General features: G+C 59.4%; 20 protein-coding genes. 13 read left to right on the top strand and 7 right to left on the bottom strand.

All coding sequences use genetic code 11. From position 1 onward, the window contains the following. Positions 1 to 82: 82 nt before the first annotated feature. Together OKW98_RS03395 and OKW98_RS03400 are read left to right on the top strand one after the other, a co-directional pair. Positions 83 to 1,060, top strand: a complete 978-nt coding sequence (locus OKW98_RS03395; RefSeq protein WP_265385849.1) for an IS5 family transposase — start codon at positions 83 to 85, stop codon at positions 1,058 to 1,060. 509 nt (positions 1,061 to 1,569) lie between these two features. Further along, entirely contained in the window at positions 1,570 to 2,190 is a 621-nt protein-coding gene (locus OKW98_RS03400; protein ID WP_265387971.1) for a LysE family translocator, read from the top strand. A 97-nt stretch (positions 2,191 to 2,287) separates the two neighbouring features. Here the strand turns inward: OKW98_RS03400 and metK are convergent, their stop codons facing one another. Both metK and OKW98_RS03410 read right to left on the bottom strand, forming a co-directional pair. Then, complete coding sequence (metK, locus tag OKW98_RS03405) at positions 2,288 to 3,478, bottom strand: methionine adenosyltransferase (RefSeq protein WP_265387972.1); 1,191 nt, start codon at positions 3,476 to 3,478, stop codon at positions 2,288 to 2,290. 17 nt (positions 3,479 to 3,495) lie between these two features. Then, the gene (locus tag OKW98_RS03410) at positions 3,496 to 4,494 is read right to left on the bottom strand and encodes an ArsR/SmtB family transcription factor (protein WP_265387973.1); all 999 of its coding nucleotides are present in this window, start codon (positions 4,492 to 4,494) and stop codon (positions 3,496 to 3,498) included. Positions 4,495 to 4,752: 258 nt separating this feature from the next. On the opposite strand from OKW98_RS03410, the gene tkt reads away from it, so the two are divergent. The 6 genes from tkt (at position 4,753) to fba (ending at position 10,986) form a co-directional block, all read left to right on the top strand. Next, a complete protein-coding gene (gene tkt, locus OKW98_RS03415; RefSeq protein ID WP_265387974.1) occupies positions 4,753 to 6,750 on the top strand; it encodes a transketolase in 1,998 nt (665 codons plus the stop codon). Between the two features lie 134 nt (positions 6,751 to 6,884). Next, positions 6,885 to 7,931, top strand: coding sequence for an erythrose-4-phosphate dehydrogenase (epd, locus tag OKW98_RS03420; protein WP_265387975.1), 1,047 nt, complete (start codon positions 6,885 to 6,887; stop codon positions 7,929 to 7,931). Positions 7,932 to 7,950: 19 nt separating this feature from the next. Beyond that, positions 7,951 to 9,114 carry a phosphoglycerate kinase gene (locus OKW98_RS03425; RefSeq protein WP_265387976.1) on the top strand — a complete coding sequence of 388 codons (1,164 nt, stop codon included), beginning with the start codon at positions 7,951 to 7,953 and terminating at the stop codon, positions 9,112 to 9,114. 24 nt (positions 9,115 to 9,138) lie between these two features. Then, the gene (locus OKW98_RS03430) at positions 9,139 to 9,366 is read left to right on the top strand and encodes a hypothetical protein (RefSeq protein ID WP_065991240.1); all 228 of its coding nucleotides are present in this window, start codon (positions 9,139 to 9,141) and stop codon (positions 9,364 to 9,366) included. Positions 9,367 to 9,476: 110 nt separating this feature from the next. Beyond that, positions 9,477 to 9,800 carry an MliC family protein gene (locus OKW98_RS03435; protein ID WP_065991241.1) on the top strand — a complete coding sequence of 108 codons (324 nt, stop codon included), beginning with the start codon at positions 9,477 to 9,479 and terminating at the stop codon, positions 9,798 to 9,800. A gap of 121 nt (positions 9,801 to 9,921) precedes the next feature. After that, positions 9,922 to 10,986, top strand: coding sequence for a class II fructose-bisphosphate aldolase (fba, locus tag OKW98_RS03440; protein ID WP_065991242.1), 1,065 nt, complete (start codon positions 9,922 to 9,924; stop codon positions 10,984 to 10,986). A gap of 75 nt (positions 10,987 to 11,061) precedes the next feature. Here fba and OKW98_RS03445 read toward each other — a convergent pair whose 3' ends face one another. The 3 genes from OKW98_RS03445 to OKW98_RS03455 all read right to left on the bottom strand — a co-directional run bounded on the left by OKW98_RS03445 (position 11,062) and on the right by OKW98_RS03455 (position 13,677). Further along, positions 11,062 to 11,550, bottom strand: a complete 489-nt coding sequence (locus OKW98_RS03445; protein ID WP_265387977.1) for a thioesterase family protein — start codon at positions 11,548 to 11,550, stop codon at positions 11,062 to 11,064. 135 nt (positions 11,551 to 11,685) lie between these two features. Beyond that, positions 11,686 to 12,651 (bottom strand): L-carnitine dehydrogenase, encoded by a 966-nt coding sequence (locus tag OKW98_RS03450; protein WP_265387978.1) that lies wholly within the window; start codon positions 12,649 to 12,651, stop codon positions 11,686 to 11,688. A gap of 138 nt (positions 12,652 to 12,789) precedes the next feature. After that, on the bottom strand, positions 12,790 to 13,677 hold the full coding sequence (locus OKW98_RS03455; protein WP_265387979.1) for a 3-keto-5-aminohexanoate cleavage protein: 888 nt from the start codon (positions 13,675 to 13,677) through the stop codon (positions 12,790 to 12,792). Between the two features lie 248 nt (positions 13,678 to 13,925). Here OKW98_RS03455 and OKW98_RS03460 point away from each other — a divergent pair, with 248 nt between their 5' ends. Together OKW98_RS03460 and OKW98_RS03465 are read left to right on the top strand one after the other, a co-directional pair. Next, positions 13,926 to 14,882: a GlxA family transcriptional regulator gene (locus OKW98_RS03460; RefSeq protein ID WP_265387980.1), complete on the top strand. Its 957-nt coding sequence runs from the start codon at positions 13,926 to 13,928 to the stop codon at positions 14,880 to 14,882. Between the two features lie 67 nt (positions 14,883 to 14,949). Next, on the top strand, positions 14,950 to 16,125 hold the full coding sequence (locus OKW98_RS03465; RefSeq protein ID WP_265387981.1) for a hypothetical protein: 1,176 nt from the start codon (positions 14,950 to 14,952) through the stop codon (positions 16,123 to 16,125). A 9-nt stretch (positions 16,126 to 16,134) separates the two neighbouring features. Here the strand turns inward: OKW98_RS03465 and OKW98_RS03470 are convergent, their stop codons facing one another. Together OKW98_RS03470 and OKW98_RS03475 are read right to left on the bottom strand one after the other, a co-directional pair. Next, positions 16,135 to 16,554: a DUF3010 family protein gene (locus OKW98_RS03470; RefSeq protein WP_265387982.1), complete on the bottom strand. Its 420-nt coding sequence runs from the start codon at positions 16,552 to 16,554 to the stop codon at positions 16,135 to 16,137. Between the two features lie 47 nt (positions 16,555 to 16,601). Beyond that, positions 16,602 to 17,006, bottom strand: coding sequence for a lysozyme inhibitor LprI family protein (locus tag OKW98_RS03475; RefSeq protein WP_265387983.1), 405 nt, complete (start codon positions 17,004 to 17,006; stop codon positions 16,602 to 16,604). 227 nt (positions 17,007 to 17,233) lie between these two features. Between OKW98_RS03475 and OKW98_RS03480 the strand changes: the two genes are divergently transcribed. The 3 genes from OKW98_RS03480 to dgcA all read left to right on the top strand — a co-directional run bounded on the left by OKW98_RS03480 (position 17,234) and on the right by dgcA (position 20,906). Continuing rightward, entirely contained in the window at positions 17,234 to 18,211 is a 978-nt protein-coding gene (locus tag OKW98_RS03480; protein ID WP_265387984.1) for a dipeptidase, read from the top strand. 88 nt (positions 18,212 to 18,299) lie between these two features. Beyond that, a complete protein-coding gene (locus tag OKW98_RS03485; RefSeq protein ID WP_133775540.1) occupies positions 18,300 to 18,830 on the top strand; it encodes a 4-vinyl reductase in 531 nt (176 codons plus the stop codon). A gap of 15 nt (positions 18,831 to 18,845) precedes the next feature. Continuing rightward, positions 18,846 to 20,906 (top strand): dimethylglycine demethylation protein DgcA, encoded by a 2,061-nt coding sequence (dgcA, locus tag OKW98_RS03490; RefSeq protein WP_265387985.1) that lies wholly within the window; start codon positions 18,846 to 18,848, stop codon positions 20,904 to 20,906. The last annotated feature ends 103 nt before the right edge of the window (positions 20,907 to 21,009 follow it).

Below are 21,009 nucleotides of genomic sequence, written 5' to 3' on the forward strand. Positions count from 1 at the left end.
TCGTTAGCCTAGGGAAACTCTGAAAAAGACTTCCAAATCTGGTGAAATACGCCAGTCCCAAGCACTGAACGGTTGAGTCCCGATGAAGCAGATGTCCTTCGCTGACGCCGAATACGCTGGCAAACGCAAACAAACCCGCCGTGAACGCTTCCTGATCGAGATGGATCAGGTCGTGCCCTGGAATGGCTTGGTCAAACTGATCGAGCCGCACTATCCAACGGGAGAAGGTGGTCGTCCGGCATACCCGTTGATGGCGATGTTGCGGGTTCATCTGATGCAGAACTGGTTCGGTTATAGCGACCCAGCTATGGAAGAATCGCTGTACGAAACTACGATTCTGCGCCAGTTTGCCGGGCTGCATCTGGATCGGATTCCAGACGAAACCACGATCCTCAACTTCCGCAGATTGCTCGAAAAACATGAGCTGGCCGGTGGGATTTTGCAGGTCATCAATGGCTATTTGGGCGACCGTGGTTTGTTGTTGCGCCAAGGCACCGTGGTCGATGCGACGATCATTCATGCGCCGAGTTCGACCAAGAACAAGGACGGCAAACGCGACCCTGAAATGCATCAAACCAAGAAGGGAAATCAATACTATTTCGGGATGAAATCGCACATCGGTGTCGATGCCGAATCCGGTTTGGTGCATAGCGTAGTGGGCACTGCGGCGAATGTGGCGGACGTAACCCAGGTCGATCAGTTACTGCACGGAGAAGAAACTTACGTCTCTGGCGATGCCGGTTACACCGGCGTCGAAAAGCGCCCCGAGCATCAAGATCGCCAAATGATCTGGTCGATTGCTGCGCGGCCCAGCAGCTATAAAAAGCATGCAAAGAAGAGTCTGATCGGGCGCATGCGTCGCAAAATCGAATACGCGAAAGCTCAACTGCGCGCCAAGGTTGAGCATCCGTTTCGAGTAATCAAGCGCCAGTTTGGTTATACGAAAGTACGCTTCCGAGGCCTGCTGAAAAACACTGCGCAGCAGACCACGCTGTTTGCTCTGTCGAACCTGTGGATGATGCGAAAACGATTACTCAATGCAGGAGAGGTACGCCTTTAATGCGGAAAATGAGTGCTGAAAAGCGCTTGTACGCAGAAAAAAGCGGGGATTGAGAGAGCAAAAGGTCTAATTTTCGATTGAGTCGACATTTTTTGAGCCTCAAGCAACGGGGCTGTTAAAAACGCGTGCCTACTTCAGACCTTCCCTAGAGATCGTCTTGCAAAGAGGCAAATAATCGAGTTGATGAAGGTTAAATTAATGACCTTAAATTTCAATGAGTTAAGTTTATTTATGCTTATTCGAAATATCAGTGATAGCGAATCGGTTTAGTGCTGTTGAAGGCGTGGTAAATCCTCCATTTTATATGGCGTTTCGCGATAGCAAGTATCCAGGGTTTGTTATTTGAATATGGCGACGACGTCGACAGGATTAAGGCTGCAAAATACTTATGGGCTGCAGAATTTAATCGCGACGGAAAAACGCAACAGATTTGATCTTCAGCTGTGTCTTGAGCTTCGCAGCGCGCAGGGCTGACACTTCATCACTTCGATTCTTGCAGGAGACTTGCAGTGAACCTTCCCACCTTGCTGGTTTTCATTCCCGCCTGTTTCGCCTTGAACATGGCGCCCGGCCCTAACAATCTGCTGTCGATCAGCAACGCCTCGCGCTATGGATTTATCAGTGCCTGCTGGGGCGGCATTGGTCGTTTGCTGGCGTTTGCGATCATGATTGCGCTGGCGGCGGTGGGGCTGACGGCGGTGCTGCATACGTCGGAGCTGCTGTTTCACGCGATCAAGATCGTTGGCGCGGCGTACCTGTTTTATCTGGCGGTGCAGTTGTGGCGGGCAGCACCTGAGGCTGAGGGCGGGACCGTTTTTGCTTCGAGGGGGTTGGGGACTCTGGCACGACAGGAGTTTCTAGTGGCCATCGGTAACCCCAAGGCTATTTTGCTATTCACCGCGTTTCTGCCGCAATTCGTCGACCGTTCCGGCGTGGTCATCACTCAGTTCGCACAACTGGGCGCGATGTTTCTGGCGCTGGAATGCATCGCTATCGGGCTCTACAGCTGGATGGGCGTGCATGCGCGTCGTCTGTTTGCCAAACCAAGTGGCAAGCGTCTGTTCAACCGGATATGTGCTGGGCTGTTAGCGAGCGCAGCGTCGTTTTTGCTGGTGGCGCGGCGGGGCTGATCGTTCCTTCAACCCGAATGCAAAAAGCCCCTGACGACTCACATCGCCAGGGGCTTTTTTTACCGGATGCCGCTAAGCGCTATGCACCCAGCGGATATTACAAACCGGCAGCGGCGCGCAGTGCGTCGGCGCGGTCGGTTTTTTCCCAGGTAAACGTGGTGAAGGTGTCGTCGCCCACGGTCTTGGTTTGCGGCGTGCGGCCGAAGTGGCCGTAGGCTGCGGTTTCCTGATACATCGGGTGCAGCAGGTCGAGCATGGTGGTGATGGCGTACGGGCGCAGGTCGAAGTGCTCGCGGACGAGCTGGACGATCTTGTCGTCGCTGATCTTGCCGGTGCCGAAGCTGTTCAGCGAGATCGAAGTAGGCTGTGCAACGCCAATCGCGTACGAAACCTGAATCTCGCAGCGCTCGGCCAAGCCGGCAGCGACGATGTTCTTGGCCACGTAACGGCCAGCGTACGCTGCCGAACGGTCGACCTTCGATGGATCTTTACCGGAGAACGCGCCGCCGCCGTGACGGGCCATGCCGCCGTAGCTGTCGACGATGATCTTGCGACCGGTCAGACCGCAGTCGCCCACCGGGCCGCCAATGATGAACTGGCCGGTCGGGTTGATGTGGAATTGGGTGTCTTTGTGCAGCAGTTCGGCAGGCAGCACGTGCTTGACGATCAGCTCCATCACGCCTTCGCGCAAATCTTTGTACGACACTTCCGGGTTGTGCTGGGTCGACAGAACAACGGCGTCGATGCCCACCACGATGCCGTTTTCATAGCGGCAAGTGACCTGGGATTTCGCGTCCGGGCGCAACCACGGCAGCAGGCCGGATTTACGGGCTTCAGCCTGACGGTGCACCAACTGGTGCGAGAACGCGATCGGCGCAGGCATCAGTTCAGCGGTTTCATTGCTGGCGTAGCCGAACATCAGGCCCTGGTCGCCCGCGCCCTGATCTTCAGGTTTTGCGCGGTCGACACCCTGGTTGATGTCAGGGGACTGCTTGCCGATGATGTTCATCACGCTGCAGGTCGCACCGTCGAAACCGACGTCGGAGCTGGTGTAGCCGATCTCGCAGATCACATCACGAACGATCTGCTCCAGGTCGACCCACGCGGTGGTGGTGACTTCGCCGGCAACGATGGCCACACCGGTCTTGACCAGGGTTTCCACGGCGACGCGAGCCTGCTTGTCCTGGGCAATGATGGCGTCCAGCACCGCATCGGAGATCTGGTCGGCGATTTTGTCCGGATGTCCTTCAGACACGGACTCGGAGGTGAAAAGGGAGTATTCGCTCATCTCGACGGTTTTCCTGATTAGTACCGATGGTGAGTGTTGCCAGCCGGTCGCTGAAAGTGGCGGACCTGGATCTGGAAACCATTACGTAAGCCTATGTACAGGCTTTCCCCGGGGACCAGCCCCGCAGCGATGGCCCAACGGGCCAGATCTTCCTGTTCGAAGCCTAACCAGAGATCGCCACAGGCCTCCTTGGCCCAGCTCTGGTCATGGCTGCACAACTCTGTCACCAGCAGGCTACCGCCCGGTTGCAACAGGTTGGCCAATTGTTTGAGCGCTTCGGCGGGCGCGGCGAAATGGTGTAGCACCATATTCAAGACCACGCAGTTACCGGCGATATTAGCGTTGGTCAGTGCATCGGCCAGTTTCAGCTCGACGTTAACCAGCGCCTTTTGCGTGCAGATCTTGCGCGCCAGATCGAGCATTTCCGGGCTGTTGTCCAGGCCCGTCACATGTCGAAAACGCCGCGCCAGATCAGGCAGAAAACCGCCATCCCCGGGCCCGACTTCTATCGCCGTGGCATCGACGGGAAAGCTCAGCTTGTCCAGCAACGACAGCAGGCTGTCGCGGTATTGCGGCAGTCCTGCGATCAGGTCCTGCTGGGCCCGAAATTTCTCGGCAGTGCGTGCGAAGAAGTCCTGACTGGCGTTGGCCCGCTGGCGATGCACCAGGCCGATCCGCGCCTGTACATCATCGGGCAGGCGCAGGTTATCGGCTTCTTCAAGCATCGCCGCGTGCAGCTTGCCGCCGGTGTGTTCGGTGTGGGGCAGGGCGCGTCGATAAAAGATCGCGTTGCCTTCACGCCGCGTCGCCACCAGATCGGCCTGGGCCAGCACCTTGAGGTGATGGCTCATGCCGGACTGACCGATGGCGAAAATCTGCGCCAACTCCAGTACGCCGAAGGAATCGTTCGACAGCGCGCGCAAGACATTCAGCCGCAGCGGATCGCCGCCGGCTTTGCACAAGGCAGCCAGCTCGTCGCATTCATCATGGCTAATGGCAGGCACGCGAAGATTCATAAGGCAGGCAGTCTAGTTATCGACCGGACGTGTCGCAAGGGCAATATCAAAAAGTTTTGATATTGGTCGATCAGTGGCGGCACCCCGGCGCCGAGATTCTGCCGTTTGCCGTCGGGCGTTGGGTGCGGTGTACGAAAACACGTCACTGGCAGAGGAAAACACCGATGGTGTGTGATCTGTCATTGCCCCCGGAGGGTGCCTGAGGGAAAATGGCCGCCTTTTTCCGGTCCCACTTTTATCTGCCCCAGGAGATCAGCGATGCCAAGCCGTCGTGAGCGAGCCAATGCCATTCGTGCCCTCAGCATGGATGCCGTGCAAAAGGCCAACAGCGGCCACCCGGGTGCCCCGATGGGCATGGCGGATATCGCTGAAGTCCTTTGGCGCGATTATCTGAAGCACAACCCAGCCAATCCGATGTTTGCTGACCGCGACCGGTTCATCCTGTCCAACGGCCACGGCTCGATGCTGATCTACTCGCTGCTGCACCTGACCGGCTACGACCTGTCCATCGAAGACCTGAAAAACTTCCGTCAGCTGCACAGCCGTACGCCGGGCCACCCGGAATACGGCTACACCCCGGGCGTTGAAACCACCACTGGCCCACTGGGTCAGGGTTTCGCCAACGCCGTCGGTTTTGCGGTTGCCGAGAAAACTCTGGCTGCCCAGTTCAACCGTCCAGGCCACAACATCGTCAACCACCACACCTACGTGTTCATGGGTGATGGCTGCATGATGGAAGGCATCTCCCACGAAGTCGCTTCGCTTGCCGGCACGCTGCGCCTGAACAAGCTGGTCGCGTTCTACGACGACAACGGGATTTCCATCGACGGCGAAGTCGAAGGCTGGTTCACCGACGACACCCCTAAGCGCTTCGAATCCTACGGCTGGCTGGTCATCCGCAACGTCGACGGTCATGACGCCGACGAGATCAAGACCGCCATCGACACCGCTCACAAGAGCGACATGCCGACGCTGATCTGCTGCAAGACCACCATCGGTTTCGGTTCGCCTAACAAGCAAGGCAAGGAAGACTGCCACGGCGCTCCGCTGGGCACTGAAGAAATCGCCCTGACCCGCGCTGCGCTGAAGTGGACCCACGGCCCGTTCGAAATCCCGGCCGACATCTACAGCGAGTGGAATGGCAAGGAAAAAGGCCTGGCCGTTGAAGCCGAATGGGATCAGCGTTTCGCTGCCTACTCCGCAGCCTTCCCGACCGAAGCCAACGAGCTGATCCGCCGCATGAGCGGTGAACTGCCTGCTGACTTCGCCGAGAAATCCGCCGCATACGTGGCTGAAGTCAACGCCAAGGGCGAAACCATCGCCAGCCGCAAGGCCAGCCAGAATGCCTTGAGCGCTTTCGGTCCGCTGCTGCCTGAATTCCTCGGCGGTTCCGCCGACCTGGCAGGTTCAAACCTGACCATCTGGAAAGGCTGCCGCAGCATCACCGGCGAAGACGCCACCGGTAACTACCTGCACTACGGTGTTCGTGAGTTCGGCATGGGCGCGATCATGAACGGCATCGCCCTGCACGGCGGTTTCGTGCCGTACGGCGCGACCTTCCTGATCTTCATGGAGTACGCCCGCAACGCGGTGCGCATGTCCTCGCTGATGAAGAAACGCATCATTTATGTGTTCACCCACGACTCCATCGGTCTGGGCGAAGACGGCCCGACTCACCAGCCGATTGAGCAACTGACCAGCCTGCGCACCACGCCGAACCTGGACTGCTGGCGCCCGGCTGATGCCGTTGAATCCGCCATCGCCTGGAAGCACGCGATTGAACGTGATGACGGCCCGTCGGCGCTGATCTTCTCCCGTCAGAACCTGCAGCATCAGGCCCGTGATGCCGAGCAGCTGGAAAACATCAACCGCGGTGGCTACGTGCTGCGCGACTGCAGCGGCGAGCCGGATCTGATCCTGATCGCAACCGGTTCCGAAGTTGGCCTGGCTGTTCAGGCATACGACAAGCTCACCGCAGACGGCAAGAACGTGCGTGTGGTTTCCATGCCGTGCACCAGCGTTTTCGAAACCCAGAGCGCCGACTACAAGCAGTCGGTTCTGCCACTGGAAGTCAGCGCGCGCATCGCCATCGAAGCTGCTCACGCCGACTACTGGTACAAGTACGTGGGCCTGGAAGGTCGCGTGATCGGCATGACCACCTTCGGCGAGTCGGCACCTGCCAACCTGCTGTTCGAAGAGTTCGGCTTCACGCTGGAGAACGTCCTCTCCACGGCTGAAGAGCTGCTGGAAGACTAAGCACCACTGCGCTGCCGTGTAGGAGCGCGCTTGCCCGCGAATGCATTCTGTCAGTCGCCTGAGATAGGGCTGACAGACCGCACTCGCGGGCAAGCGCGCTCCTACAGGTTTTGATGAAAGCCTGCGAGAACCCCATGCCTCAGCCACACCCTTATAAAGTCGCCCTCAATGGTTACGGTCGTATCGGCCGCTGCGTGCTGCGCGCGCTGTGCGAGCGAGGGGCGAAGGCTGGCTTTGACGTGGTGGCAATCAACGATCTGGCCGACATGGCCAGTCTCGAATACCTCACGCGCTTTGACTCCACACACGGCCGGTTCCCCGGCGAAGTGCGGGTCGAAGGCGATTTTCTGCACATCAACGATCACGTCATCAAAGTGTTTCGCAGCGCGACGCCGGAAGGCATCGACTGGGGCTCGCTCGACGTCGATCTGGTGCTCGAATGCTCCGGCGTCTACAACACGCGTGCTGACGGCGAGCGCTTTCTTTCGGCCCACGCGCCGCGAGTGTTGTTTTCCCAGCCCATGGCCAGCGAAGCCGACGTCGATGCCACCATTGTCTACGGCATCAATCAGGAAACCCTGACCGGCGATGAGCGGCTGCTGTCTGCCGCGTCGTGCACCACCAATTGCAGCGTGCCGTTGCTCGACCTGCTGAATCGCGAACTGGGTCTCGAGTACGTGACCATCACCACGATTCACTCGGCGATGAACGATCAGCCAGTCATCGACGCCTACCATCATGAAGACCTGCGCCGTACACGTTCGGCTTTTCAGTCGATCATCCCGGTGTCCACTGGTCTGGCGCGGGGCATCGAGCGGCTGCTTCCGGAACTTGCCGGCCGAATTCAGGCCAAAGCAGTTCGTGTGCCGACGGTGAACGTCTCGTGCCTGGACATCACGCTGCAGGTCGCCCGTGATACCGATGCCGTCGAGATCAACCGCATCCTGCGCGAGGCCGCCACCCGCGGCCCGCTGAAGGGACTGCTGGCGTATACCGAATTGCCGCATGCCAGTTGCGATTTCAACCACGACCCGCACTCGGCGATCATCGATGCCAGCCAGACGCGGGTCTCGGGCCCTCGGCTGGTGAACATCCTGGCCTGGTTCGACAACGAGTGGGGCTTTGCCAATCGCATGCTGGATGTCGCCGATCACTACCTGCACACCATTCATAAACAATAGTAAAAACAGGGAATGCCTCATGACCGTGTTGAAGATGACCGACCTCGATCTGCAAGGTAAGCGTGTACTGATCCGCGAAGACCTCAACGTCCCGGTCAAAGACGGCGTGGTGACCAGCGATGCGCGCATTCTCGCGTCGCTGCCAACCATCAAGCTGGCGCTGGAGAAAGGCGCAGCCGTCATGGTCTGCTCGCACCTGGGTCGCCCCACCGAGGGTGAGTTTTCCGCCGAGAACAGCCTCAAGCCGGTCGCTGACTACCTGAGCAAGGCGCTCGGTCGTGAAGTGCCGCTGGTCGCGGAATACCTGGACGGTGTCGACGTCAAAGCGGGCGATATCGTGCTGTTCGAGAACGTGCGCTTCAACAAGGGCGAAAAGAAGAACGCTGACGAGCTGGCGCAGAAGTACGCCGCTTTGTGTGATGTGTTCGTGATGGACGCTTTCGGCACCGCCCACCGTGCAGAAGGCTCGACCCACGGCGTGGCCAAGTTCGCCAAAGTCGCTGCGGCCGGTCCGCTGCTGGCCGCTGAACTTGACGCGTTGGGCAAGGCCCTCGGCAATCCGGCCCAGCCAATGGCGGCCATTGTTGCCGGCTCCAAGGTTTCCACCAAGCTGGACGTGCTTAACAGCCTCAGCGAGAAGTGCAATCAGCTGATTGTCGGCGGTGGTATTGCCAATACCTTCCTGGCTGCGGCGGGCCATCCGGTTGGCAAGTCCCTGTACGAGCCGGACCTGCTTGAGACCGCCAAAGCCATCGCCGCGAAGGTCAGCGTGCCGTTGCCGGTCGACGTGGTGGTTGCCAAGCAATTCGCCGCCGATGCCGAAGCCACCGTCAAGCTGATCGCCGACGTCGCCGACGACGACATGATCCTCGACATCGGTCCTCAAACCGCTGCGCACTTTGCCGAATTGTTGAAATCTTCCAAGACTATTCTCTGGAACGGCCCGGTCGGCGTATTTGAGTTCGATCAGTTCGGCGAAGGCACCAAGACGCTGGCTCACGCAATCGCCGAGAGCTCGGCGTTTTCTATCGCTGGCGGGGGCGACACCTTGGCCGCCATCGACAAATACGGTATAGGCGACAAGCTCTCCTATATATCTACAGGCGGCGGTGCGTTCCTTGAGTTCGTCGAGGGCAAGGTACTGCCTGCCGTGGAAGTTCTGGAACAACGCGCCAAGGCCTGACCGGCCAAGGTGAAGGGGAGTGAAATGGTCAAGCCATTACCGCTGTTGATCATGGCGGGTTTGCTGGTCGGCTGTGCAAGCAAGCCTGAGGCAGAGACGGCGTCGAGCGCGGCGCCGGGATTGCTTCAGGTCAGCTGCTATCAGGCAGGCTGGCAGGCGGAAACCGTACCGATCGTTTACAAGCGTGGCGGGCCTGAAGTCTGGGAAAAATACGAATTCATGCCTGCCGTGGGACCTGTCCCCTGTCACTGATTTTCAGTTGACCACTGAGTCTCATTTGACGGTGTGCCGGAATACAGGAACAGCATTGCCCCTGCCATGATCGACATCCGTCACGCGATGCGGGGGATTCAGGAGTAGTAATGAAAGGCTTGTTAGCCCTTGCGACACTGATGCTGCTGAGCGGTTGCGCCAGCATGAAAGCATCGGAACCGGCAGCCCCCTGGACCCATTGGGTCTGCGACAGCAAAGCCGAGATTTTCTGGAAGTACGCCGATGCCGCGAAGAAGGAGGTTGATGTACGCCTCAATCAGAGCGAGCAGGTATTCCGTCTGCAAGCGTCGCCCGGAGCTTCCGGCGCGCTCTACAGTAACGGCGTGCTGGCGTTCGACAACAAAGGCAGCGAAGGCCTGGTCTACTGGGACGCTACCAACGATTTGATCGGTCGTGGCTGCAAGGCGCCGTAAAGGGCTGAGCGGTTCGAGCGAGGCAGCACCGGGGCGATGACTGAGCAATCGACCCCTATAATTTGAATAGCCGCCACTACGGCACGCACGATTAACGACCCCACCGGGAGAGAGACAGACAATGGCACTTATCAGCATGCGCCAGATGTTGGACCACGCAGCCGAGTTCGGCTACGGCGTCCCTGCATTCAACGTGAACAACCTGGAACAAATGCGCGCCATTATGGAAGCGGCCGACAAGACCGACTCTCCGGTGATCGTTCAGGCTTCGGCCGGTGCGCGCAAATACGCTGGCGCCCCGTTCCTGCGCCACCTGATCCTGGCGGCGATCGAAGAATTCCCGCACATTCCGGTGGTCATGCACCAGGACCACGGCACCAGCCCGGCCATCTGCCAACGCTCCATTCAACTGGGCTTCAGCTCGGTGATGATGGACGGTTCGCTGCGCGAAGACGGCAAAAGCCCTGCGGACTACGACTACAACGTTCGCGTCACCCAGGAAACCGTCGCCATGGCTCACGCCTGTGGTGTTTCGGTTGAGGGTGAGCTGGGTGTTCTGGGCTCGCTGGAGACCGGCATGGCCGGTGAAGAAGACGGCGTCGGCGCAGAAGGCATGCTGGATCACAGCCAGATGCTGACCGACCCGGAGGAAGCGGCCGATTTCGTTAAAAGAACTCAGGTTGACGCACTGGCTATCGCCATCGGCACCAGCCACGGCGCGTACAAGTTCACCAAGCCGCCTACCGGTGACATCCTGGCGATCGAGCGGATCAAAGAGATCCACAAGCGCATCCCGAACACCCACCTGGTGATGCACGGTTCTTCTTCCGTTCCGCAGGAATGGCTGAAAATCATCAACCAGTACGGCGGCGACATTAAAGAAACCTACGGCGTGCCGGTCGAAGAAATCGTTGAAGGCATCAAGCACGGCGTGCGCAAGGTCAACATTGACACCGACCTGCGTCTGGCCTCGACGGGTGCTATCCGCGAGTTCATGGCGAAAAACCCGAGCGAGTTCGACCCACGTAAATACCTGGCGAAAACCGTATCGGCCATGCGCGACGTGTGTATCGCCCGTTACGAAGCATTCGGCACCGCCGGCAACGCCTCCAAGATCAAGCCGATCTCCCTGGAGAAGATGTTCGAGCGTTATGCCAAAGGCGAGCTGAACGCCAAAGTGAACTGATCGTTTTCTGATCGATTGCTGAAAAATGAAAAGCCCGCAGCGATGCGGGCTTTTTTGTGGGCGTGATCCGCGTATCTACAGGGTGTTTTGCCGGCTGGGTAGGGTGATGATCCGCCCGACATAGGACGGATTCGGCTGGTCATGTTGAGCTTCACTCAGCAATCGCAGCGCCTGCAGCGACGCTTCGCTGAACGGCGCCGACTTCGGCCCCGCCGCCAGGTCCACATGCAGCAGCATCTGCTCGCTCGCTGCCAACTCGATCTCCCCGTCTGGCTTGTACAGCCCGTGATAAAGCTGCACACGTTTGTGGTCGTGCCCGACGATTTGCGTACGCACTTCCACCGCTTCGCCGAGTTTCACTTCGTGCAGGAAGTTGATGTGCGCTTCGAGCGTGAACAGCGAGTGGCCGCTGGCATCCCGATCGTCACTGGCCAGGCCGATGCGTTCCATGAAGGCGTCTGTGGCGAAGCTGAAAATCAGCAAATAAAAGGCATCGCGCAGGTGGCCGTTGTAGTCGACCCAGTCGACGAGGACTGGGGTTTTGTACGTAATGAGCGCAGGCATAGGGTTCCAGGGTCACAATTTCGGTGAGATCAACGGCCTATTCGCGGGCAAGCGCGCTCCTACAGTTGATCGCATACCTCTTGTAGGAGCGCGCTTGCCCGCGATGAAGCCGGTTTGGGCGATGAAAATTTTGGCTCAATCCTCAAACGCCATCCCATGCCTGGCCTTGGTGGTTTTCACCGCTTCAAGTACCGCCAGCAGGCAGTCATCGCGATACCGCTCCAACGCCGCAATGCTGTGGCTACCCAGCTGATCCGAGGTGCCATCGACCACATCGTCAATCAGCTTGTCGGTCAGCTCCGGCGCCGGAAGATAAGTCCACGGCAACTTCAGCGCCGGGCCGAACTGCGCCATGAAGTGCCGCATGCCTGCATCGCCGCCGGCCAGGGTGTAAGTCAGAAAGGTGCCCATGAATGACCAACGCAGGCCGGCGCCGAAACGGATCGCGTCATCGATTTCACCGGTGGTCGCCACGCCGTCGTTGACCAAGTGCAGGGCCTCGCGCCACAGCGCTTCCAGCAAGCGATCCGCAATAAAACCGGGGACTTCTTTGCGCACATGCAGCGGACGCATGCCGAGTGATTCGTAGACCTGAATCGCGGCCTGCACCGCTTCCGGCGCGGTGTGCTTGCCGCCGACCACTTCCACCAGCGGCAGCAGATACACCGGATTGAACGGATGGCCCACCACGCAGCGATCCGGGTGTGTGGCGCTCTCGTAAAACTCCGACGGCAGCAGCCCGGAGGTGCTGGAAGCAATGATCGCGTCACGCTTGGCCGCCGCGCTGATCTTGCGGTGCAGATCCAGTTTGAGGTCAAGGCGCTCGGGGGCGCTTTCCTGGATGAAGTCGGCGTCGCGAACGCATTCCTCAATGGTGTCGACAAAGCGCAGGCGTTCCTGGGACGCGCCCGACGCCAGGCCTTTTTGCTCAAGCGCCGGCCAGGCGTTGGCCACGCGTTTGCGCAGCGCCGCTTCTGCGCCCGGCGCCGGGTCCCAGGCCACGACATCCAGGCCATGAGCCAGCGCGCGCGCCACCCAACCGCTGCCAATGACACCGCTGCCCAAGGCCGCGAACGTTTTGATGGTGGTGATAAAGGTCATGTCGGTTACTCGAAAAAGTGTCGAGGGCCTTGTAGGAATGAGCTTGCTCGCGATAGCTATTCATCTGTGCCAGATGTGTGACTGACACACCGTTATCGCGAGCACGCTCACTCCTGCACGGTAGGATTTGTGTGGGGATCAAAACCGCTTTTTCAGGCCCATCTTCACGCGGCCCTCGGCCGGGGTCAGCACCCGGGCGCCCAGGCGGCTGAGAATCTCGCTGGCGCGCTCGACCAGCGCGCCGTTGCTGGCGAGCACACCTTTGTCGAGCCAGATGTTGTCCTCCAGACCGACCCGCACGTTGCCGCCGAGCAACACCGCCTGCGCAGCCATCGGCATTTGCATGCGGCCGATACCGAAGGCAGCCCACACCGCATCGGCGGGCAAGTTGTCGACCATGGCTTTCATCGTGGTGGTGTCCGCTGGCGCGCCCCACGGAATGCCCATGCACAGTTGAAACAGCGGGTTGTCCAGCAAACCTTCTTTCATCATCTGCTTGGCAAACCACAGGTGGCCGGTGTCAAAAATCTCCAGTTCGGCTTTAACTCCCAGTTCCTGAATGCGCTTGGCCCCCGCCCGCAGTTGCGCGGGCGTGGACACATAAATGGTGTCGCCATCACCGAAGTTGAGGGTGCCGCAGTCCAGCGTGCAGATTTCCGGCAGCAGCGCTTCGACGTGCGCGAGCCGGGTCAGCGGACCGACCAGATCGGTGCCGGGGCCGAAATCGGTGGGAAGCTCGCCCGGTCCGATCTCCAGGTCGCCGCCCATGCCCGCAGTCAGGTTGACGATGATGTCTATGTCGGCTTCACGGATGCGGTCCATGGTCTCGCGGTACAGCTCGACGTCACGGCTGAACTTGCCGGTCTCGGGATCGCGCACATGGCAGTGCACGACCGTCGCCCCGGCCTTGGCGGCCTCGACCGCGGCTGCGGCAATCTGCTTGGGCGTGATCGGGACCAGGTGGCTTTTCCCGGTCGTGTCGCCAGCACCGGTCAGTGCGCAGGTGATGATGACGTCGTGATTCATGGGTGAGGTTCCTTGCAGGCCAGGCATTGACGCGGACGTTTGCGGCCCGCTTATGAGATGCAAAACTACGCAGCAGCGAGCCTCTCAAATCGCACAGCGGCGACACGGTCTTGCACAGCAGCGACCTGTACGGTTGCTGCCAATCGGCAAGAGGTGTATTGGATGATCGGGCCCAGGAAACCCGGTCGTGTCTGATCACTTTCCGACCAAATCTCCCATATGCTCAGATCCTAAGGAACGCGCCAACGATGTCCCAGGATTTCTACTTTCTGCTCATGCCCGGCTTTTCGATGATGGGTTTCGTGTCGGCGCTGGAGCCGTTGCGCGTCGCCAATCGTTTTGGTGGCGAGCTGTTTCGCTGGCACATCCTGAGCGTCGACGGCGGTCCTGTGATTGCCAGCAACGGCATGTCGGTGAACGCCGATGCCGCGCTGGAGCCGCTGAAAAAAGGCGCGACGTTATGGGTGATGTGCAGCGTTGATCCGCTGAAGTTTTACACGGGGATGCTGGAACACTGGCTGCGTCGGCTGGACCTGGAAGGCGTGGTGCTGGGTGCCATCGACACCGGCGGTTTCGTCCTCGCCCAGGCGGGTCTTTTGGACGGCTATCGGCTGACCCTGCACTGGGAAGCGCTGGACGCCTTCAAGGAAACCTATCCCCGGCTACAGGCAACGCAGGAGCTGTTTGAGATCGACCGGCGCCGCATTACCTCGGCCGGCGGCACCGCCTCCATCGACATGATGCTCGACCTGATCGGGCAGGCTCACGGCGCTGACATGGCGATCAAGGTTTCCGAGCAGTTCGTCCTCGGGCGCATACGCCAGCGCAAAGACCACCAGCGCATGCAGATCGCCACGCGCTACGGCATCAATAACAAGAAAATGGTGCAGGTGATCGGCGTCATGGAGCAGCACACCGAGCCGCCGCTGAGCACGCTGGCACTTGCAGAAGGGATTCAAGTGACGCGGCGTCAGTTGGAACGGCTATTCCGCCTGCACCTGAACGACACGCCGAGCAACTTTTACCTCGGCCTGCGGCTGGAAAAAGCCAGGCAACTGCTGCGCCAGAGCGACATGAGCGTGCTGGAGGTCAGTATTGCGTGCGGGTTTGAATCGCCTTCGTATTTCACCCGCAGTTACAGAGCGAGATTTGTGGTGTGTCCGAGGGAGGATCGAGGGCGGGCGCGCGAGGTGAAGGCTGTTTGACTCCTGATTATTGTCAATTATACTCACGACTATAAATTATAGTCCGAGTAATAATTGGGTATAAATCATGACCAAACGCACTGGTTTTGTGTTCAAGCGCACGACCCTCGCGTCCACCGTCGCCGAAGGTTTGACCGGCGAAGGACTGCACGATTATTCATCAGGACTGTTCCTCGCGGCGCCCCGTCGCACTGGCAAGAGCACCTTCCTGCGCGAGGATCTGGTTCCGCAGTGTCTCGTCCAGGGTTGGCTGCCGGTTTACGTTGACCTGTGGGCTGATCGGGAACAGGACCCCGCCGACCTGATCAGCTCGGCGATCGCGGTTGCCCTTGTGCCGTACGAAAAAGGCATTCGTAAGCTCGCTAAATCAGCCGGGATAGACAAACTTAACTTCCTGCGCACGCTGTCGTGGGATTTCACCACGCCGCAATTGCCAGTGGGCTCGACGTTAACGCAGGCCTTGCAGCTGTTGCACAGCGCGTCGCAGAAGATGATCGTGCTGATCATCGATGAAGCTCAGCACGCCTTGACCAGTGAAGCCGGGGTCAACGCAATGTTCGCGTTGAAGGCCGCACGGGACGAGCTCAATCAAGGTCATGAGCAAGGCAACGGCGCGTTGCGGCTGGTGTTGACGGGCTCGAACCGAGACAAGCTGGCCCATCTGGTATTGAACAAAAACCAACCGTTTTATGGCTCGAACATTACGCCGTTTCCGCTATTAGGCAAAGACTTCACCAAAGCCTACACGGCCCACCTCAACAGCCATCTGGCCCTCACCAACCAGTTTTCCGCGGCCGATATTGATTCCGCGTTCGAGCTGGTAGGGCGCCGCCCGGAAATGCTGCGTTCAATCATCGGCGATGTGGCGCTTGAGCTGGGAGACGCCGAGAATCTTGGCCAATTGCTGCATGACAGTGCCCGGTTGCTGCGGGCGGGCGTGTGGGAGGAGTTTGAGAGCGCCTACAACGCCCTGACCTTGCCACAGCGAGCAGTGCTGGAAGTGATGGCTGACCGCGCACGCGACAACCAGCCGTTCGCACCCTTCGCCGATGCGACCTTACTTGCGGTGGGCAAGGCGTTGGAGGCGCTGAACAGCGAGCTGGTGCCTGGCACTCAGACCATTCAGGCGGCGATCGATGCGCTCCGTGACAAAGAGCTGGTGTGGAAATCCAGTCGCGGCGCATATGCCTTGGAGGACAAGGCACTGGGCGAGTGGCTGTTGCAACGCAGAGAACCCAAGTAAGCGTATTGCTTACTTGGCCTTCATCAACGCCGAACACGCCGCCTTGTAAGCCTCATGCTGATACTTGTTCAGCGCAGGGGGCAGTTCAAAGCTGTGCTTCTTCATCTGAGCATTAATCGTCTGAGGCGACAGCAGGATGACTTCACAGTCTTCCAGCAGTTGAAAGATGGTCTCGATCTTGAACGTCGTCGGGCCGCCGGCGAACTCGCCTTTCTTGCTGCGTTTTTTGATCGCGATATGGCCGATGCCGTTGTCACGCACGAACGCTTCGATCTGGCGGGCGAACGCTTTCACGTTGACGGCTTCATCGTCGTCTTCGAGTGCGATCTTCTTGATCGGCAACGGAACGTGTTCGAGCGCGCCGGACGCGCGAGTGGCGACAGCGAAGATGGCCTCGCTGCCTTTGATTTCTACGCCGCAGATGTTCATGTGCATACCTTGAGCTCGGGGAGGGCGTCAGGGTAGCGCATTCGGGATCACTCAGACTGCGCGACGGTGTCCAGGTATTCCGATCGTTCGTCGCTGGCGCGGGTCAGGCAATCGTTCTGGTCGATGTTGAATTCTTTGGTGCCGGGCTTGGCCGGGAACACTTCCACTGCACAGTCCGCGTCACGCAGTTTCTTCCAGGCTTCCTGGGCCGCCTTGAGTTTGGTGGCGAACTCCTCGGCCTGGGCCTTGTTCGCCCCGAACTGCGTCTGCACACGCTCAAGCACGTTCTGAACATTCTCTGTCAGCAACTTCTCCGCCGTGTCGCGGCTGTACACCGAGCACTCAAGCGTCTGCTGATCTTCTTCAACGCCGTCACAAGGATTGACGGCCGGGTTGGCTGCAGCGTGGGCACCTGTCGCGAATAAAGCCAAAGCCAGAAACATGGTTTTCATTGGGACTTCCCGAGTCAGAGATGGATTGGATTCTCGCCCAAGCGCGAGGCAAAGAACAGTTATCAAATGCGGGGAGCAAATGCCCATCACCCCCCTTTGTCGTTTCTTGACGCTTTCGGCAATTCCCCTGTCGTTTTTGCACCCGGCTCCTCCGACCCTCAGGCATATGCTGACCCCAAAGCGCCGGCAGACCTTCCGGCCATTAAAGAACCCCAGGGGACCGCCTGATGAGCCCAGCCGAGTTACACGCCGACAGCATCGTCATTGACGGGTTGATCATTGCCAAATGGAACCGTGAACTGTTCGAAGACATGCGCAAAGGCGGCCTGACCATGGCCAACTGCACAGTCTCGGTGTGGGAAGGCTTTCAGCAGACCGTCAACAGCATTGCCTCCAGCCAGAAATTGATTCGTGAAAACAGCGATCTGGTCATCCAGGTGCGCAACACGGCCGACATCCGCAAGGCCAAGGCGTTGGGCAAGACCGGCATCCTCTTCGGCTTCCAGAATGCCCATGCTTACGAGGACCAGATCGGCTACGTCGAGATATTCAAGCAGCTGGGCGTGGGCATCGTGCAGATGTGCTACAACACCCAGAATCTGGTGGGCACCGGCTGCTACGAGCGCGACGGCGGCCTGTCGGGTTTCGGGCGTGAGATCGTCGCGGAGATGAACCGCGTCGGCGTCATGTGCGACCTTTCCCATGTCGGCTCGAAGACCTCCGAGGAAGTCATCCTCGAATCGAAGAAGCCAGTGACCTACTCCCACTGCCTGCCTTCGGGCCTCAAAGAACACCCCCGCAACAAATCCGACGCGGAGCTTAAGTTCATCGCCGATCACGGCGGCTTTGTCGGCGTGACCATGTTCGCGCCGTTTCTGGCCAAGGGCATCGATTCGACCATCGACGATTACGCCGAAGCCATCGAGTACGTGATGAACATCGTCGGCGAAGACGCCATCGGCATCGGCACTGATTTCACTCAGGGTCACGGCCAGGAATTTTTCGAATACCTGACCCACGACAAAGGCTACGCCCGCCGCCTGACCAACTTCGGCAAGATCATCAACCCGCTGGGCATCCGAACCGTCGGCGAATTCCCGAACCTCACCGAAACCCTGCTTAAACGCGGCCACTCCGAGCGCGTGGTGCGCAAGATCATGGGCGAAAACTGGGTTCGCATCCTGGGCGACGTCTGGGGCGAATAAGCCTGCGGCCCCACGCGCCGATCACTGAATTTTTTCCTCTCCCATCGCGGAGAGGGCATCCACACGAATTTTCCGGAGTTAAGTTTCCATGGCCAAGATCGCCCCGCAATTGCCAATCGAAGTCGACAGCGAGACCGGTGTCTGGACCTCCGACGCCCTGCCGATGCTGTACGTGCCGCGCCATTTCTTCGTTAACAACCACATGGGCATCGAAGAAGTGCTGGGCGCCGACGCCTATGCCGAAATCCTCTACAAGGCCGGCTACAAATCGGCCTGGCACTGGTGCGAGAAAGAAGCCGAATGCCACGGCATCGAAGGCGTCGCCGTGTTCGAGCACTACATGAATCGTCTGTCCCAGCGCGGTTGGGGGCTGTTCAAGATTCAGGACATCGATCTGGAAAAAGGCACCGCCAGCGTCAAGCTCGAGCACTCGGCCTTCGTTTACGTCTACGGCAAAGTGGGGCGCAAGGTCGATTACATGTTCACCGGCTGGTTTGCCGGCGCCATGGACCAGGTCCTCGAAGCCAGCGGAAGCAAAATCCGCACCGTGGCCGAGCAGGTTTACGGCGGATCCGAAGAAGGCCACGACGACGGCCTGTTTGTCGTCAAGCCGTTGTAAGTCGAGGTTTCCGTCATGGCTTTCGAAGCGATGTTTCAACCGATTCAGATCGGTAAATTGACCATACGCAACCGCGTATTGAGTACTGCGCACGCCGAGGTCTACGCCACCGACGGCGGCATGACCACCGAACGTTACGTGAAGTACTACGAGGAGAAAGCCAAGGGCGGCATCGGTCTGGCCATTTGCGGCGGTTCGTCCAGCGTGGCGATCGACAGCCCGCAAGGCTGGTGGAAGTCCGTCAACCTGGCGACCGACAAGATCATTCCGCACTTCCAGAACCTCGCTGACGCCATGCACAAGCACGGCGCCAAGATCATGATCCAGATTACTCACATGGGCCGTCGTTCGCGTTGGGACGGCGATCATTGGCCGACGCTGCTGTCGCCTTCGGGCATCCGCGAGCCGGTTCACCGCGCAACCTGCAAGACCATAGAGCCGGAAGAAATCTGGCGCGTGATCGGCAACTACGCCAGCGCGGCGGCGCGTGCCAAGGCCGGTGGCCTGGACGGCGTCGAGCTGTCGGCAGTTCACCAGCACATGATCGACCAGTTCTGGAGTCCGCGGGTCAACAAGCGCACCGATGAATGGGGCGGCAGCTTCGAGAACCGCATGCGTTTCGGCCTGGAAGTGATCAAGGCCGTGCGCAAAGAAGTCGGCCCTGATTTCTGCGTCGGCCTGCGTATCTGTGGCGACGAATTTCACCCGGACGGCCTCAGTCACGAGGACATGAAGGAGATCGCCAAGTACTACGACCAGACCGGCATGATCGATTTTCTCGGTGTGGTCGGATCAGGATGCGATACCCACAACACCCTTGCCAACGTCATCCCGAACATGAGTTATCCACCGGAGCCATTTTTGCACCTGGCGGCCGGCATCAAGGAAGTGGTCAAGGCGCCGGTGCTGCACGCGCAGAACATCAAGGACCCGAATCAGGCGACCCGCATTCTCGAAGGCGGCTACGTCGACATGGTCGGCATGACCCGCGCGCACATCGCCGATCCGCACCTGATCGCCAAGATCAAAATGGGCCAGATCGACCAGATTCGGCAGTGCGTGGGTGCCAACTACTGCATCGACCGTCAGTACCAGGGCCTGGACGTGCTGTGCATCCAGAACGCCGCCACATCCCGGGAATACATGGGCGTGCCGCACATCATCGAAAAAACCACCGGCGTGAAGCGCAAGGTGGTGATCATCGGGGCCGGGCCTGCGGGGATGGAAGCGGCGCGCGTTTCGGCCGAGCGGGGCCACGACGTGACCTTGTTCGAGAAGAAAGACGCCATCGGTGGACAGATCACAACCGCTTCGAAAGCACCGCAGCGCGATCAGATCGCCGGCATCACGCGTTGGTTTCAGCTTGAGCTGGCGCGCTTGAAAGTGGATCTGCGTCTGGGCACGGCGGCAGACATCGCGACCATCATGGACCTGCGTCCAGACGTGGTGGTGCTGGCGGTGGGCGGTCATCCGTTCATTGAGCAGAACGAGCATTGGGGGGCCGCCGAAGGCTTGGTTGTCAGCAGCTGGGACATCCTTGACGGCAAAGTCGCGCCGGGCAAGAACGTGCTGGTCTACGACACCATTTGCGAGTTCACGGGCATGTCCACGGCTGACTTTCTCGCCGACAAAGGCTGCCAGGTCGAGATCGTTACTGACGACATCAAACCCGGCGTTGCCATCGGGGGTACGTCGTTCCCGACCTACTACCGCAGCATGTACCCCAAGGAAGTGATCATGACCGGCGACATGATGCTGGAAAAGGTCTACCGCGAGGGCGACAAGCTGGTCGCGGTGCTGGAGAACGAATACACCGGCGCCAAAGAGGAGCGGGTGGTCGACCAAGTCGTGATCGAGAACGGCGTGCGTCCTGACGAGGAGCTCTATTACGGGATGAAGGAAGGTTCGCGCAACAAGGGCCAGATCGACATCGACGCCCTGTTCGCGATTCAGCCGCAGCCGTCGTTGAGTCAGCCGGGTGACGGGTATCTGCTGTTCCGCATCGGTGACTGCGTGGCACAGCGCAATACCCATGCGGCGATCTATGACGCGTTGCGGCTCTGCAAGGACTTTTAACAGTGCGCCCCGCAGAAGACGGCGAGCTTCTGTAGGAGCCGGCTTGCTGGCGAAGAACGATGACGCGGAACTTAAGAGACACCGCATCGCCCGGTTCGCCAGC

Source organism: Pseudomonas sp. KU26590 (assembly GCF_026153515.1).
In the GTDB taxonomy this organism is placed as follows: Bacteria; Pseudomonadota; Gammaproteobacteria; order Pseudomonadales; family Pseudomonadaceae; genus Aquipseudomonas.

What these genes read in the sequence shown, in the direction of transcription:
- OKW98_RS03455 (WP_265387979.1), bottom strand. Translation starts at nt 13,677, where the DNA reads ATGAATCACGACGTCATCATCACCTGCGCACTGACCGGTGCTGGCGAC.
- OKW98_RS03480 (WP_265387984.1), top strand. Translation starts at nt 17,234, where the DNA reads ATGAGCCCAGCCGAGTTACACGCCGACAGCATCGTCATTGACGGGTTG.
- OKW98_RS03425 (WP_265387976.1), top strand. Translation starts at nt 7,951, where the DNA reads ATGACCGTGTTGAAGATGACCGACCTCGATCTGCAAGGTAAGCGTGTA.
- OKW98_RS03435 (WP_065991241.1), top strand. Translation starts at nt 9,477, where the DNA reads ATGAAAGGCTTGTTAGCCCTTGCGACACTGATGCTGCTGAGCGGTTGC.
- dgcA (WP_265387985.1), top strand. Translation starts at nt 18,846, where the DNA reads ATGGCTTTCGAAGCGATGTTTCAACCGATTCAGATCGGTAAATTGACC.
- epd (WP_265387975.1), top strand. Translation starts at nt 6,885, where the DNA reads ATGCCTCAGCCACACCCTTATAAAGTCGCCCTCAATGGTTACGGTCGT.
- OKW98_RS03485 (WP_133775540.1), top strand. Translation starts at nt 18,300, where the DNA reads ATGGCCAAGATCGCCCCGCAATTGCCAATCGAAGTCGACAGCGAGACC.
- fba (WP_065991242.1), top strand. Translation starts at nt 9,922, where the DNA reads ATGGCACTTATCAGCATGCGCCAGATGTTGGACCACGCAGCCGAGTTC.
- tkt (WP_265387974.1), top strand. Translation starts at nt 4,753, where the DNA reads ATGCCAAGCCGTCGTGAGCGAGCCAATGCCATTCGTGCCCTCAGCATG.
- OKW98_RS03475 (WP_265387983.1), bottom strand. Translation starts at nt 17,006, where the DNA reads ATGAAAACCATGTTTCTGGCTTTGGCTTTATTCGCGACAGGTGCCCAC.
- OKW98_RS03450 (WP_265387978.1), bottom strand. Translation starts at nt 12,651, where the DNA reads ATGACCTTTATCACCACCATCAAAACGTTCGCGGCCTTGGGCAGCGGT.
- OKW98_RS03410 (WP_265387973.1), bottom strand. Translation starts at nt 4,494, where the DNA reads ATGAATCTTCGCGTGCCTGCCATTAGCCATGATGAATGCGACGAGCTG.
- metK (WP_265387972.1), bottom strand. Translation starts at nt 3,478, where the DNA reads ATGAGCGAATACTCCCTTTTCACCTCCGAGTCCGTGTCTGAAGGACAT.
- OKW98_RS03395 (WP_265385849.1), top strand. Translation starts at nt 83, where the DNA reads ATGAAGCAGATGTCCTTCGCTGACGCCGAATACGCTGGCAAACGCAAA.
- OKW98_RS03470 (WP_265387982.1), bottom strand. Translation starts at nt 16,554, where the DNA reads ATGAACATCTGCGGCGTAGAAATCAAAGGCAGCGAGGCCATCTTCGCT.
- OKW98_RS03430 (WP_065991240.1), top strand. Translation starts at nt 9,139, where the DNA reads ATGGTCAAGCCATTACCGCTGTTGATCATGGCGGGTTTGCTGGTCGGC.
- OKW98_RS03445 (WP_265387977.1), bottom strand. Translation starts at nt 11,550, where the DNA reads ATGCCTGCGCTCATTACGTACAAAACCCCAGTCCTCGTCGACTGGGTC.
- OKW98_RS03465 (WP_265387981.1), top strand. Translation starts at nt 14,950, where the DNA reads ATGACCAAACGCACTGGTTTTGTGTTCAAGCGCACGACCCTCGCGTCC.
- OKW98_RS03460 (WP_265387980.1), top strand. Translation starts at nt 13,926, where the DNA reads ATGTCCCAGGATTTCTACTTTCTGCTCATGCCCGGCTTTTCGATGATG.